We start from the raw sequence: 14121 nt of genomic DNA, 5'->3' as shown, positions 1-14121 counted from the left end.
GTTCAAGGACACAGGTAATTCATGAAGCAATATCTCGAACTGGTCGCCCACGTCATCAAGAACGGCACCAAACAGGCCAACCGTACCGGCGTGAACACCATCAGCTTTCCCGGTGCGATGCTGCGTTACGACCTGAAGGAAGGTTTCCCGGCGATCACCACGCGCAAGATGGCCTTCAAATCGGCTATCGGCGAAATGTGCGGATTCCTGCGTGGCGTGAACAACGCCGCCGAATTCCGCGCCCTTGGATGCAAGGTCTGGGACCAGAACGCCAACGAAAACGCCCAGTGGCTGGCCAACCCGTTCCGTCAGGGCGAAGACGACCTCGGCGAGATCTACGGCGTGCAATGGCGCAAATGGCCAGCGTACAAGCAGATCCCGCTGAGCAATCCGGCCGCTATCGAGCAGACCCTGGCGCAAGGCTACCGGCAGATTGCCGAAGGCGAGGAAGACGGTCAGGCCTACGTGGTGCTGTACAAGGCCATCGACCAGGTCCGCCAGTGCGTCGACACCATCATCAAGGACCCGGGCAGCCGGCGCATCCTGTTCCACGGCTGGAACTGCGCCCAGCTTGATGAAATGGCCCTGCCGCCGTGCCACCTGCTGTACCAGTTCCACCCGAATGTCGAGACCCAAGAGATCTCCTTGACCCTCTACATCCGTTCCAACGACCTGGGTCTGGGCACGCCGTTCAACCTCACCGAAGGGGCGGCGCTGCTGAGCCTGATCGGTCGCCTGACCGGCTACACGCCGCGCTGGTTCACCTATTTCATCGGTGACGCCCACGTCTACGAAAACCACCTGGACATGCTCAACGAACAGCTCAAGCGCGAGCCGTTCCCGATGCCGAAACTGGTGATTTCCGACCGCGTGCCGGAGTTTGCCAAGACTGGCGTGTATCAGCCGGAGTGGCTGGAGCTGGTGGAGCCGGGTGATTTCTCCCTGGAAGGCTACGAGCACCACGCGCCGATGACCGCGCCGATGGCGGTCTAAAAAACCACCACCGACCCTGTGGGAGCGAGCTTGCTCGCGATAGCGGTTTGTCAGTCACATCAATGTTGAATGTGCCGCCGCCATCGCGAGCAAGCTCGCTCCCACAGGGTTTTGTGTAGTTTTCAGTGGCCGTGACTACGGCCAACATGAGAATGCTCCACCTCCGGCGCCACAACCCCGCCACTCACTTCCAGGCGTTGCAAAATCCCGCATTGATCGACATCCGGCCCTTCTCCACAGCGTTGGCGCAGGTCGAGCAGTTGTGTCTGCAAGGCCAGCAAGCCGTCGATCCGCGCCTTGACGTGATGGATGTGCTCGTCGATCAGCGCGTTGACGCTTTCGCACTGGTCCTGCGGACTGTCGCGAAACGCCAGCAGACTGCGGATTTCCTCGAGCGTCATGTCCAGGGTGCGACAGTTGCGGATGAAGGTCAGGCGCTCGGCGTGTGCCTGGGTGTAGACGCGATAATTGCCGTCACTGCGGGCCGGCTCCGGCAGAAGGTTTTCGCGCTCGTAGTAGCGGATAGTTTCCACGGCACAGTCCGTGAGCTTCGCCAATTCTCCAATCTTCATGACGACAATCTCCAAATCTCCAAAATGGGTGCTTGACCCTATAGTGGCTACAGGGTCTTTACTTGGCAACAGGCACTCTTATGGACGCAACCAATGAGCGATTCCCTGCACTCCCACAAACCCGGGGCTGAACACGAGCACAGCCACAAGCTCAAACCCGTGCAAAAACACGGCCACGGCGGTCACGGCGACTCCTGCTGTTCATCCAGTGCGACGGCGCCAGCGATCGTAAAGCTGAGCGAAGCGCCGACGAACGGGGCCAGGCTGAGCAACTTTCGCATTGAAGCGATGGACTGCCCGACCGAGCAGACGCTGATCCAGAATAAGCTCAGCAAGATGACCGGCGTGCAGCAGCTCGAGTTCAATCTGATTAATCGTGTGCTGGGCGTAACCCACGATTTGCCTGGTATCGAGCCGATCGTCGAGGCCATCAAGTCCCTTGGCATGCATGCCGAGCCTATGGATCAGGGGGCTGAAACCCCGACGCCGGTGCCCCGGAACAAGCCGTGGTGGCCTTTGGCGTTGTCCGGTGTTGGTGCATTGCTGGCTGAGGTCATCCACTTCACCGCTTCCGCACCGAACTGGGTGGTGGCGATCATCGCGCTGGTATCGATCCTCAGCGGTGGCCTCGGTACCTACAAAAAAGGCTGGATCGCCCTCAAGAACCGCAACCTGAACATCAACGCGCTGATGAGCATAGCCGTGACCGGCGCGGTGCTGATCGGCCAGTGGCCGGAAGCGGCAATGGTGATGTTCCTGTTCACCGTGGCCGAGTTGATCGAGGCCCGGTCCCTCGACCGTGCGCGCAATGCCATCAGCGGCCTGATGCAGATGACCCCGGACACGGCAACGGTGTTACAGGCTGACGGGAGCTGGCTTGAACAGGACGTCAAAACCATCGGGCTCGGCGCGCGGGTACGGATCCGTCCCGGTGAGCGCATCGGCCTGGACGGCGAAGTGCTGTCCGGCCGCTCGACCATCGATCAGGCGCCAATCACCGGTGAAAGCCTGCCGGTGGAGAAAACCGTCGGCGACAAAGTGTTCGCCGGCACCATCAATCAGGCTGGCTCACTGGAATTTGAAGTAACCGCTGCGGCGGATAACTCGACCCTGGCGCGCATCATCCACGCCGTCGAGCAGGCCCAGGGGGCACGGGCGCCGACCCAGCGCTTCGTCGACAGCTTCTCGAAAATCTACACCCCGGCGGTGTTCGTCCTGGCCCTGGCCGTGGCGGTGATTCCGCCCATGTTCATGGGTGCGTTGTGGTTCGACTGGATCTATCGGGCGCTGGTGCTGCTGGTGGTGGCCTGCCCGTGTGCGCTGGTGATTTCCACGCCGGTGACCATCGTCAGCGGCCTCGCGGCGGCGGCGCGCAAAGGCATCCTGGTCAAGGGCGGCGTCTATCTGGAGGGCGGTTACAAGCTCGACTACCTGGCCCTGGACAAGACCGGCACCATCACCCATGGCAAGCCGGTGCAGACTGATTTCCTGTCGCTGGACCCGACCGCCGATGAGTCGGCGCCTGCCATTGCCGCCGCCCTGGCCGGGCGCTCGGATCACCCGGTATCGCTGGCCATCGCCAAGGCCGCTGTGGATAAACAAACCCCGCCACTGATTGTGGATAACTTCGAAGCGCTGGGCGGGCGCGGTGTGCGCGGCGAGATCAACGGCCAGCTCTACCATCTGGGCAACCATCGTTTGGTAGAGGATCTGGGCCTGTGTTCGCCCGCACTGGAAGAAAAGCTGTTTGCCCTGGAAAAACAGGGCAAGTCGGTGGTGCTGCTGCTTGATTCGTCCGGCCCATTGGCGCTGTTCGCCGTGGCGGACACGGTGAAGGAATCGAGCCGCGAGGCTATCCGGCAGTTGCATGACCTGGGCATCAAGACGCTGATGCTCACCGGCGATAACGTCCACACCGCGCAAGCCATTGCCGCGCAAGTCGGTATCGACGATGCCAAGGGTGATTTGTTGCCGGGTGACAAGTTGCAGGCTATCGAGGCGCTTTACGCCCAAGGGCACCGTGTCGGCATGGTCGGTGACGGCATCAACGATGCCCCGGCACTGGCGCGTTCCGAGATCGGTTTCGCCATGGCTGCCGCAGGTACCGATACCGCGATCGAAACGGCCGATGTCGCCCTGATGGACGACGATCTGCGCAAGATTCCCGCATTCATTCAACTGTCGCGGCAGACTTCGATCATTCTCAAGCAGAACATCGCCCTGGCTCTGGTCATCAAGGCGATCTTTCTTGGGGTAACCTTCGCCGGGGTCGCTACCATGTGGATGGCAGTGTTCGCCGACATGGGCGTGAGTTTGCTGGTGGTGTTCAACGGTTTGCGCCTGTTGCGCAAGTAAAGGATGAGGGGCGGTTGTGCTGAGTGCCGAGCTGAAGGCGTTTTACATGGTGGCCCGCCTGGGCAGCATTACCCAGGCGGCCAAAAAGCTTGGCCTGAGCCAGCCGACGGTGACGACGCAGATACGTAACCTCGAAAGTCAGTATGCGGTCGAGCTGTTCTACCGTGGCGGTCGGCGCCTCAGTGTCAGCGAGGAGGGCGCGCGCCTGCTGCCGATGGTCAAGGCACTGATGCAGCAGGAAGCCGACATCGAGTTTTTCCTGCGTAACTGCGGCCAGGTCCAGGGCACGTTGCGCATTGCCGCCACGGCGCCGTATTACATCCTCGACCTGGTGAAGACTTTCCGCGAGCGACTGCCGCAGGTCGAAGTGTCGGTGGAAATCGGCAATTCCCAGCAGGTGCTCGAAGCGCTGGAGGATTACCGGGTCGATGTCGCGGCGTCCTCGCAATTGCTCGATGATGCGCGGTTGATTCGCCGGGTGCTGGGCAGCGATCCGCTGGTGCTGGCGGTGCATCGTAATCATCCGCTGGCGGTTCACGATCATGTGCCGCTCAGCGCGTTGGCCGGGCATACCCTGCTGATGCGCGAACCGGGCTCGACCACCCGCCGCCTGACCGAAGAGTTGTTGGCCAGTGCCGGCGTGAGTTTCGGCCCGCTGCTGGAGATCGGCAGCCGCGAATCGATCCGCGAGGCGGTGCTGCGCAACATCGGCATCAGCATCATTGCCCGTCAGGAAGTGCCCCACGATCCGCAACTGCGGGTGCTGACCATTGAGAATGCGCCGCAGATTCCCGAGTACCTGTACTGCCTCAAGGAGCGCAAAAACGCGCGGCTGCCGGCGGCGTTTCTGGGGTTGGCACAGGAAATGGCGCCGGCCTGAGATCTTCTTTGCCACAAGACTTGAACCAAAATCCTCGAATACCACTATCGGCAGTTTTTGCCTTACTGCCACATGACGGACTCATTACAACTCTAGGATGGCCCCATCTGCCAGATGAGGCCCGTCCATGAACAACTCGATCGCAACTGCCCTGACCAACCCCGGCGCGCCAATGAAGGTGCGCGGGGTACAGAAACGCTTCGGTGCTTTCACGGCGCTGGATAACGTGTCCCTCGACGTGGCCGCCGGTGAGCTGGTGTGCCTGCTGGGCCCGTCGGGCTGTGGCAAGACCACTTTGCTGCGCTGCATCGCCGGCCTCGAGAAGCAGGACAGCGGCGAGTTGTACCTGGGCGACCGTGATGTTTCCCACCTGGCACCCCAGGCGCGGGACTACGGCATTCTGTTCCAGTCCTACGCCTTGTTCCCCAATCTCACGGTCGAAGCGAACATTGCCTACGGCCTCGCCGGCAATGGTCGCGACCAGACTCGCCAGCGTGTCGGTCAGATGCTCGAGCTGGTCGGCCTGAGCGGCAGCGAGAAAAAGTACCCCGGCCAGTTGTCCGGTGGCCAGCAGCAGCGGGTCGCACTGGCTCGCGCCCTGGCTCCGGCGCCTTCGCTGTTGCTGCTGGACGAGCCGATGTCGGCTCTCGATGCGCGAGTCCGCGAGCATCTGTGTACCGAACTGCGCCAGCTGCAACGCAACCTCGGCATCACCACCCTGATGGTCACCCACAATCAGGATGAAGCCATGTTGATGGCCGACCGCATCGCCGTGATGAACAACGGCAAGGTCGAGCAATACGCCACCCCGCAGGAAATCTACAACCGCCCGGCCACGCCATTCGTGGCTGAGTTCGTCGGCCAGGGTAACTGGCTACCGTTCCAGCGCAGTAGCGACAGTCACGCCCAGGTCGGCGGGATGAACGTGCGTCTGGCCGATGGCGGCGCCAAGACCGCTTCCGGCCGTTTGTTCTGCCGCCCGGAAGCGATCAACGTCAATCCGCTGGTGCACGAGGAAAACCTGTTCCCGGCCAAGGTTCGTGAAATCACCTTCCTCGGCAACCGCTGCCGTATGAGTTTTGAACTCGATCAATTGCCGGGCCACGCACTGTTGGCGGAACTGGCGCCGGAAGCCATGCCGCGCCTTGGCGCGCAGCAGATCATGGTCGCCTTGCCGCCGCGCAGCCTGCAGGTGTTCGCCTGATGAGCGCGAACATCGCGCTGCCGCTGCCACAAAGGCAGGTTCGGCAGTCCACCCGCGTCGAGTTCGGTGACCGGTTGTTCGTGGTTGGTGGCAAGGTCCTCATGCTGATGTTGTTGGGCGTTGCCGTGTTGATGCCGTTGCTGGCGATCTTCTGGCGCGGTTTCAGCGCAGAGGCCGGGCAGGGCGGTGGCTGGGTCGCCGCGAAAGAGCTGGTGACCAGCGAGAATTTCCACTGGTTGCTCGGCAACAGCCTGAAAGTTTCCCTCAGCGTCGCGGCCATTGTCGTACCGCTGGCCTACCTGTTTGCCTACGCCCTGCAACGCACCTTGATTCCGGCCAAAGGCATCTGGCGCGGTATCTCGTTGCTGCCATTGATGGCGCCGTCGATGCTGCCCGGTATTGCGCTGGTGTATCTGTTCGGCAACCAGGGCATGTTGCGTGGCCTGCTCTCGGACAACATCTACGGCTTCTGGGGCATCGTTCTGGGTGAGGTGATCTACACCTTCCCGCATGCCTTGATGATTCTGCTGTCGGCCCTGTCCCTGGCGGATGCACGGCTGTTCGACGCGGCCTCGAGCATGGGCGCCAGCCCCGCGAAAGCCTTCCGCAGCATCACCTGGCCGGCGACCCGCCAGGCCGTGTTCGCTGCGTTCTGCCTGGTGTTCACCCTGACCATCACTGATTTCGGCGTGCCTGTAGTGGTCGGTGGCGATTATCAGGTACTGGCGCTGGAAGCCTACAAAGCCGTGGTCGGCCAACAGCAGTTCGGGCGCGGTGCCTTGATCGGCATGGTGTTGTTGCTGCCGGCGCTGTTCAGCTTCGGCGTCGATGCCTGGTTGCGTCGTCGTCACGGCGATTCCATGAGCGGCCGCGCCCAAGTGTTCAAACCCGCGCCGTCGAAGCTGCGCGACAGCTGCTACATGGCCATCGTGTTGCTGATCTGCGCCGCGTTGCTGTTGGTGTTCGGCATGGCGGTGTTTTCGTCCCTGGTGAAGTTCTGGCCGTACAACCTGTCGCTGTCGCTCAACCACTATCAGTTCAACGAAACCGCCGGCGGTGGCTGGCTGGCCTATGGCAACAGCCTGAAGATGGCCCTGGGCACCGCGTTGATCGGCTCCATGCTGATCTTCACAGGCGCTTACCTGATGGAAAAAACCAAAGGGCAGCGCGGCTTGAACCTGACCTTGCGCATGCTCAGCTTCGTGCCGATGGCGGTGCCGGGCCTGGTGCTGGGTTTGGGTTACGTATTCTTCTTCAACCTCACCGGCAACCCGCTCCATGTGCTCTACGGGACCATGACCCTGCTGGTCGTCTGCACCATTGCGCACTATTTGACCACCGCGCAAATGACCGCCACCACCGCGCTGCGCCAGCTCGACGCCGAGTTCGAAGCCGCTGCGCTGTCGCTCAAGGCGCCGCTGTACCGCCACTACCTGCGCGTTACCGTGCCGATCTGCCTGCCGGCGTTGCTGGACATCGTGCGCTACCTGTTCGTCTCGGCCATGACCACCGTCTCGGCGGCGATCTTCCTCTACAGCCCCGACACCATCCTCGCGGCGGTGGCGGTGCTGAACATGGACGACGCCGGCAACGTCGGCGGCGCGGCGGCGATGTCGACCCTGATCCTGATTACCTCGGCGGGCGTGTCCCTGCTGCTGGCCTGGGCATCGCGCGGCTTGCTGCGCCGCTCCCAGGCCTGGCGGCAGACCGCGCCCGGTCATTGAATCTGCACAACCCCTCAACTCAAAAAACAGGAAAAGATCATGTTCAAGCCCCTGGCCCTGGCCGCTGCTGTCCTCACCGCTTTCAGCCTGAACGCCTTCGCGGCGAAAACCGAGTTGACGGTGTACACCGCCCTCGAAGCCGAACAGCTGAAGACCTACAAAGAGGCCTTCGAGAAGGCCAACCCGGACGTCGAAATCAAGTGGGTGCGCGATTCCACCGGCATCATCACCGCCAAGTTGCTCGCCGAAAAAGCCCGTCCGCAGGCTGACGCCGTGTGGGGGCTGGCGGCTTCCAGCCTGGCGATCCTCGATCAGCAAGGCATGCTGCAAAGCTACGCACCGAAGGATCTTAGCAAGATCGGTGCGAACTACCGCGACGCCGCCAATCCGCCAGCCTGGGTCGGCATGGACGTCTGGGCCGCGACCATCTGCTTCAACACCGTCGAAGCCGAGAAGCAGGGCCTGACCAAGCCCGTGAGCTGGCAAGACCTGACCAAGCCTGAGTACAAAGGCAAGATCGTCATGCCCAACCCGGCCTCGTCCGGCACCGGTTTCCTCGACGTCAGCGCCTGGTTGCAAACCTTCGGCGAGAAGCAGGGCTGGGCCTACATGGACGGCCTGCACCAGAACATCGGCCAGTACGTTCACTCCGGCTCCAAGCCTTGCAAACTGGCCGCCGCTGGCGAATTCCCGATCGGTATTTCCTTCGAGTACCCGGCGGTTCAACTGAAACGCCAGGGCGCACCACTGGACATCATCCTGCCGAAGGAAGGCCTGGGCTGGGAAATCGAAGCGACTGCCGTGATCAAGGGCACTGCCCACGAGGAAGCGGCAAAGAAACTGGCTGACTTCTCTGCCAGCCCTGAGGCGATGGATCTCTACAAGGAAAACTTCGCCGTACTCGCCCAGCCTGGCATCGCCAAGCCGCAGACCGAACTGCCGGCCGACTACGAACAGCGCCTGATCAAGAACGACTTCGCCTGGGCTTCGAAGAACCGCGACGAGATCCTGACCGAATGGCGCAAACGCTATGACGGCAAGTCCGAGAAAGTGGCGGCCAAGTAAGATTTTCATCGGCTGACAGGGCCTCATCGCTGGCAAGCCAGCTCCCACAGGGATCTATGGTGAATGCAGATTTTGTGAACACCTCGAAACCTGTGGGAGCGGGCTTGCCCGCGATAGCGGTCTCTCATTCAGAGCACCTCTAGATGACACAACACAACGACATGCTGATCGTCGGCGCCGGCATCCTGGGCTTGTCCCACGCCTATGCCGCCGCCAAACGCGGTCTGAAGGTCAGGGTATTCGAGCGCAGCGAAACGCCTGTCGGCGCTTCGGTGCGTAACTTCGGCCAGGCACTGGTCACCGGCCAACCACCGGGACCGATGCTCGAACTGGCCCGCGCCAGCCGCGCAATCTGGGGCGATTGGGCACAGCTCGCAGGCCTGCAACTCAAGCGCAATGGCTCGTACCTGTTCGCCCGCACCGAGGCCGAAGAGCAATTGCTGGAAGCCTTCTGCGACGGCCGCGCGGTGGAGCACGGTTACCGTGTCGACCTGTTGCGCGGTGCCGCCTTGCGCGATTTGTACGGCGGCCAGTTCCGCCATCACCGCGCAGCGTTGCACGGCATGGACGACCAACAACTGTACTCACGCGAAGCGATTCCGGCGTTGATCGACTTCCTGCGCCGCGACCTGGGCGTCGAGTTTCACTTCTCCACCCTGGTGCGTGATATCGAGCCGGGCCGCTTGTACAGCACGGCCGGCAGCTTCAGTGCCGAGCAGATCATCGTCTGCTCCGGCCACGATTATCAGACCTTGCTGGCCGCGCAAATCGCCGAGCTCGACCCGCAAATCTGCCGCCTGCAAATGCTCCGCGCCCGACCGCAGATCAACCTCAACTTGCAACACGCGTTGCTCACCGGGTTGAGTTGCGTGCACTACGGCGCCTTCGCCGATTTGCCGGAGGCTGCGGCGGTGCAGGCGGAAATTCTGCAATACGCGCCGCATCTGCACGAAAACGGCATTCACCTGCTGATCAGTCCGACGCCCCATGGCGAGTTGATCATCGGCGATTCGCACCATTACGGCAGCGATCCCTCGCCCTTCAATGCCGAACAGGTCGATGACTGGATGATCGAACTGGCCGAGCAGACGCTGGGCTGCAAGGTGCAGGTGGTCGAACGCTGGCAGGGCGTCTATGGTTCACGGGGGCCGGGACCCTTCTCGTTCCTGCGCCCGGAAAAAGGCCTGGGCGTGGCGTTGATGCACTCCGGTGTCGGTATGAGCGTCGGGCCGGCCATGGCCGAACGCAACGTTGCCACGGTATTGGGAGAAATCTGATGGAGCGTAAAGAGCAAGTGATCGCCGAAGTGTTCGCTCTGTACGAGCGCTTTGGTGACAGCGACTACATCGGCGAGCCGGTGTCGCAGATTGAGCACATGTCCCAGGCTGCGCAATTGGCCATGGCCGAAGGCTTCGACGATGAAGTGGTGCTGGCAGCGTTCTTTCACGACATCGGGCACATCTGCGCCGAGAGTGCCGAGAACATGGGCGGCTACGGCGTAGTCAGCCATGAGCGGCTCGGCGCTGACTATTTACGCCGCGCCGGATTCAGCGAGCGCATGGCGCGGCTGGTCGAATACCACGTGCAGGCCAAGCGTTATCTGACGCTCAAGGAGGCGGGATACTATGATCGCCTGAGCGAAGCCAGTCGCCGGACCCTGGAATATCAGGGCGGGGTGATGACGGCTGCAGAGGCCGAGGCGTTCGAGCAGGACCCGCTGTGTGCCGTGAGCTTGCGCATGCGTCAGTGGGATGAACTGGCGAAAGAGATGCATGTGCCGGTGATTGATCTGGCGGTGTTGAAGGACAAGGCGTCGCGCCTGTTGGCGGCGTGAACCTTTGAATCGAGGCGCGGCCATCGCGGGCAAGCCCGCTCCCACAAGGATCAGTGGTGACACAGATCTTGTGTACACCAGAAAACCTGTGGGAGCGGGCTTGCCCGCGATGGCGCCGGCTCAGCCCCTATAAATCTCTTGCCAGTGCCTCAACCTGATCCTGCCGCTCCGCCTGATTCAACTTCGGATGCGGATTGAGCGACGACCACTGCGGATGCGCCCGCGCCTTGTTCAGCGCCTCGGGCAATTTGCCTTCGCGCCAGCTCTTGTCCTGGGGCGCTGCCACCTGAATGCTGTCCATCGCCGCGTGCCCACGGGCATTGAGCGCTTGCAGCAATTGGCGCTGGCGCAGCGCCAACAGGCGCAACACGTTGTCATCCACCGTCAGTTCGCGCTGGCCCTTGATCTTGCCCAGCAAGCGACCGCCATAGCTGCGTGCGGTTTGCAGGGCGCCTCCGGCAATCGCTCCGGCCAATGCCGCTGCGCCCAAGGTGATGCCACCCACCAGCAAATCGACCCCGGCCCCGGCGGCCGCGCCGGCAGCGATTCCGCCACCGACCCGCACACCCAGTTGCTTCAGGGTTTCCGGATTGAACAAGTCGTCGCCCCAACGACCGTCGAGCAGCGGCAAATCACTGGCCGCGGCATCCTGTGGGCGGAAGGCGTAGAGCTTGAGCAGGGACTCGACGCAACGCTGCTCACGCTGACGTACGGCTTTGCGCAGTTCGCTGATCGCCTGTTGTTCCCGTTCGGCCTCACTGACCACGCTGCGCCGACAAGCCGCACAATCGATCAGCAACTCGGCAATCAATCGCGCTGCGCTTTGCTGGCGAGCCAGGCGCTGGGCTTGCTGATCGGCGATCAGGCGTTCCAGTTGCGGCCGGGCAGACTCCAGCAGCAGGGCGAGGCTTTCGTAGAGTCGACGCTCGCCATCCTCCGGCGGCGCGACGCTGTCGAAGCGCACCAGGGCATGCAAGCCTAGCCGCGCCAGCGCTTCCCGCCAGGCCGGCTCGCGGTGGTTGGCGCTGCTGACGAAGTTCAGTACCGGCAGCAAGGGTTTGCCGCAACTGGCCAGCACTTCCAGCTCGTCGCGATACTTGGCCAGCACCGGCTCCCGGGCGTCGATCACATAGAGCCCGGCGTCCGACGCCAGCAACTGGCGCAGCACCTTGGCTTCCTGTTCGAAGCGTTGCCGGGCTTCGCTGCCATCGAGGAAGCGCGCCAGGCGGGCCGGGCCGTCGAGGCGCTCGCCCGGGCGTTCCAGGCGTTCGAGGTAATCGAGCAGGGCGATGGCGTCTTCCAGGCCGGGTGTGTCGTAGAGTTCTAGTAGCGGCTCGCCGTCCACCGACAACCGAGCGCCCTCGACATGCCGCGTGGTGCTGGGGCGATGGGACACTTCACCGAAGCCGACATCGCGGGTCAGGGTGCGCAGCAACGAGGTCTTGCCGACGTTGGTGTGGCCGACGACGGCGAGTTTCAGGGGCTGCTTGTGGGTATCAGTCATGACCCGTCTCCAGCCAGTTCAGCGGCGCGCAATCGGCAAACGGCAACTCAAGCTGTTGCAACGCCACGTGCCAGTCGCCCAGGCGTTCGGCGTCCAGCGCTTCACCGGGGGGTGCCTGCAACAACCACACGCGGGTGGCGCTGGCGCTGCGGGCCAGTTCGGCAATCAAGGCCAGGCTGCCGCGATCCGGCGAGCGTCGTGGATCGCAGGCGATGGCCAGGCGCGCCGGAGGAAAACGGCTCAGCTGTTCGAGGAGTTTGTGCCGCGACTCGCGGCTGTCGAGGATGCCGGCGTCGCTGACGTTTTTCGGCAATGGCGGTGGCCACGGGCGCTGCTCGTCCAGTTCGATGGCGACCAACAGCGCGCCGTCGCTTTGCTGTTCAGTCACGCCGCTTTCCACGCGATGCAGTTGCGCCGGTGCCTCATCGCTGACACCGAGTCGCTCGCTGGTGGGCATCAAGCGTTCGCGCAGTTGCGCGTAGCCGGGCAGGTTCAAATCCAGACGCAGCGCTGTTTGCCCGGTCTTCCAGCGCCACAGGCAAAACAGCGCGAGCAGCAGGCGCGGCAATACGCCGTAGACCAGCAGCACCCCCACCAGCCATGCGGCCCAGGCCTGACGCGCGCTTTCGATGTTCAGTGCGGCATCGCCACTGGCACGGATCATTTCCTCGGTCGGCACGCCGAAACCGAGCAGGGCCGGGAGCGCACCCAGCGCTTGAGTGACGGCGATAAAGGTGTCGGCACTGAGGATCGTGGTTTCCCAGACGAAGCCGTAGCGACGGGTCGCCATCAACGTCAGCAGGATCACCAGCGCGCTGAGCATCGCCAGCAACCACAGGCTGTTGACCAGCACACCGATGGCCCAGCGATTGAGTTTATGGCGTTGCAGCAACAGCAGCAGAGCCGGGGCCAGCTGCGCGGCTTTGGCATCCCGGGCGAGTTTTTCGCTGAGCCACAGCCACAGGCGCCCGAGACTGGCGCCGTGTTCGCCGGCAAACACCAGCCCCAGGGCCCAGCTCAGCAGCAGGATCAGATTCAGCCCGAGCAGGCTGCCCAAAGCCCAGAACACATTCACCGGGTGCAGGCCGTCACCCATTGCCGCAAAGGCCAGGCCGGCGCCGCTGATCACCGCCAGCAGCGCCATGACGATCAGCGCCAGTCGTGCGCCTTGCAGCCAGTGCTTGAGGGCCGTAGCCAGGCCATCGCGTTCAGCCAGCCACAGGGCCCGGCGTTGAATGCGCGACGGCAAATCGCCGCCGGCGCTGCGGGCCAGTCGGTTGGCTTCAAGGTCTTCCAAAGGGCCTGCGTGCTCTTCGCGCAGGCGGATGGATTCTGTCAGCCAGAGGGTATTGAGTTCAGTCACGCGGCATCCCGTCGCTTAATTGAGCTGTGAGCATAACCGCTGTGGCGCTTATCGGCGAAAGCACGGCTCTGGTATCCTCGCCGGCATGACTAAATCACTCCCCCTCAGCCTGATCGCAGCCCTCGGTGAAAACCGCGTGATCGGCGTCGACAACAGCATGCCCTGGCACCTGCCGGGGGACTTCAAATACTTCAAGGCCACGACCCTCGGCAAGCCGATCATCATGGGGCGCAAGACCTGGGATTCCCTCGGTCGACCGTTGCCGGGGCGTTTGAACATCGTGGTCAGCCGGCAGGCGGATCTGGTGCTCGAAGGTGCGGAGGTTTATCCATCGCTGGAAGCAGCGGTGGTTCGCGCCGAAGCATGGGCGAAGGAACAGGGCGTCGATGAGCTGATGCTGATTGGCGGGGCGCAGTTGTATGCGCAAGGGTTGGCGCAGGCTGATCGCCTGTACCTGACCCGTGTGGCGCTGAGCCCGGAAGGGGATGCGTGGTTTCCGGAGTTTGATTTGAACCAGTGGAAACTGGTTTCAAACATCGAAAATCCAGCGGTGGATGACAAGCCCGCATACAACTTCGAAGTCTGGGAAAAAGCTTAAAAGCATCGCGGGCAAGCCCGCTCCCACAA

General features: G+C 62.7%; 12 protein-coding genes. 9 read left to right on the top strand and 3 right to left on the bottom strand.

What is annotated here, in order from left to right; genetic code table 11:
- The first annotated feature begins 21 nt into the window (after nucleotides 1–21).
- Nucleotides 22–993: a thymidylate synthase gene (locus tag EI969_RS04810; protein WP_160386162.1), complete on the top strand. Its 972-nt coding sequence runs from the start codon at nucleotides 22–24 to the stop codon at nucleotides 991–993.
- Nucleotides 994–1115: 122 nt separating this feature from the next.
- Here the strand turns inward: EI969_RS04810 and cadR are convergent, their stop codons facing one another.
- Nucleotides 1116–1565, bottom strand: a complete 450-nt coding sequence (cadR, locus tag EI969_RS04805; protein ID WP_160386161.1) for a Cd(II)/Pb(II)-responsive transcriptional regulator — start codon at nucleotides 1563–1565, stop codon at nucleotides 1116–1118.
- Between the two features lie 93 nt (nucleotides 1566–1658).
- On the opposite strand from cadR, the gene EI969_RS04800 reads away from it, so the two are divergent.
- The 7 genes from EI969_RS04800 (at nucleotide 1659) to EI969_RS04770 (ending at nucleotide 10627) form a co-directional block, all read left to right on the top strand.
- Nucleotides 1659–3920: a heavy metal translocating P-type ATPase gene (locus EI969_RS04800; protein ID WP_160386160.1), complete on the top strand. Its 2262-nt coding sequence runs from the start codon at nucleotides 1659–1661 to the stop codon at nucleotides 3918–3920.
- Between the two features lie 16 nt (nucleotides 3921–3936).
- Complete coding sequence (locus EI969_RS04795; protein WP_160386159.1) at nucleotides 3937–4800, top strand: LysR family transcriptional regulator; 864 nt, start codon at nucleotides 3937–3939, stop codon at nucleotides 4798–4800.
- Nucleotides 4801–4927: 127 nt separating this feature from the next.
- Nucleotides 4928–6004 (top strand): putative 2-aminoethylphosphonate ABC transporter ATP-binding protein, encoded by a 1077-nt coding sequence (locus EI969_RS04790; RefSeq protein ID WP_160386158.1) that lies wholly within the window; start codon nucleotides 4928–4930, stop codon nucleotides 6002–6004.
- A complete protein-coding gene (locus EI969_RS04785) occupies nucleotides 6004–7728 on the top strand; it encodes a putative 2-aminoethylphosphonate ABC transporter permease subunit (protein WP_160386157.1) in 1725 nt (574 codons plus the stop codon). The genes EI969_RS04790 and EI969_RS04785 overlap by 1 nt, the downstream gene beginning before the upstream one ends.
- 39 nt (nucleotides 7729–7767) lie before the next feature.
- On the top strand, nucleotides 7768–8793 hold the full coding sequence (locus EI969_RS04780) for a putative 2-aminoethylphosphonate ABC transporter substrate-binding protein (protein ID WP_160386156.1): 1026 nt from the start codon (nucleotides 7768–7770) through the stop codon (nucleotides 8791–8793).
- A 143-nt stretch (nucleotides 8794–8936) separates the two neighbouring features.
- Nucleotides 8937–10070, top strand: coding sequence for a TIGR03364 family FAD-dependent oxidoreductase (locus EI969_RS04775; RefSeq protein WP_160386155.1), 1134 nt, complete (start codon nucleotides 8937–8939; stop codon nucleotides 10068–10070).
- Nucleotides 10070–10627: a phosphonate degradation HD-domain oxygenase gene (locus EI969_RS04770; RefSeq protein WP_160386154.1), complete on the top strand. Its 558-nt coding sequence runs from the start codon at nucleotides 10070–10072 to the stop codon at nucleotides 10625–10627. Before EI969_RS04775 ends, EI969_RS04770 begins: the two co-directional genes overlap by 1 nt.
- A gap of 127 nt (nucleotides 10628–10754) precedes the next feature.
- Here the strand turns inward: EI969_RS04770 and EI969_RS04765 are convergent, their stop codons facing one another.
- Together EI969_RS04765 and EI969_RS04760 are read right to left on the bottom strand one after the other, a co-directional pair.
- Nucleotides 10755–12131 (bottom strand): GTPase/DUF3482 domain-containing protein, encoded by a 1377-nt coding sequence (locus tag EI969_RS04765; protein WP_160386153.1) that lies wholly within the window; start codon nucleotides 12129–12131, stop codon nucleotides 10755–10757.
- On the bottom strand, nucleotides 12124–13494 hold the full coding sequence (locus tag EI969_RS04760) for a DUF2868 domain-containing protein (RefSeq protein WP_160386152.1): 1371 nt from the start codon (nucleotides 13492–13494) through the stop codon (nucleotides 12124–12126). The genes EI969_RS04765 and EI969_RS04760 overlap by 8 nt, the downstream gene beginning before the upstream one ends.
- 85 nt (nucleotides 13495–13579) lie before the next feature.
- On the opposite strand from EI969_RS04760, the gene EI969_RS04755 reads away from it, so the two are divergent.
- A complete protein-coding gene (locus EI969_RS04755; protein ID WP_085716344.1) occupies nucleotides 13580–14092 on the top strand; it encodes a dihydrofolate reductase in 513 nt (170 codons plus the stop codon).
- The last annotated feature ends 29 nt before the right edge of the window (nucleotides 14093–14121 follow it).

The organism is Pseudomonas sp. PB101, assembly GCF_009764265.1.
GTDB lineage: Bacteria > Pseudomonadota > Gammaproteobacteria > Pseudomonadales > Pseudomonadaceae > Aquipseudomonas.
This window is presented reverse-complemented; position numbering and strand designations above follow the sequence as displayed.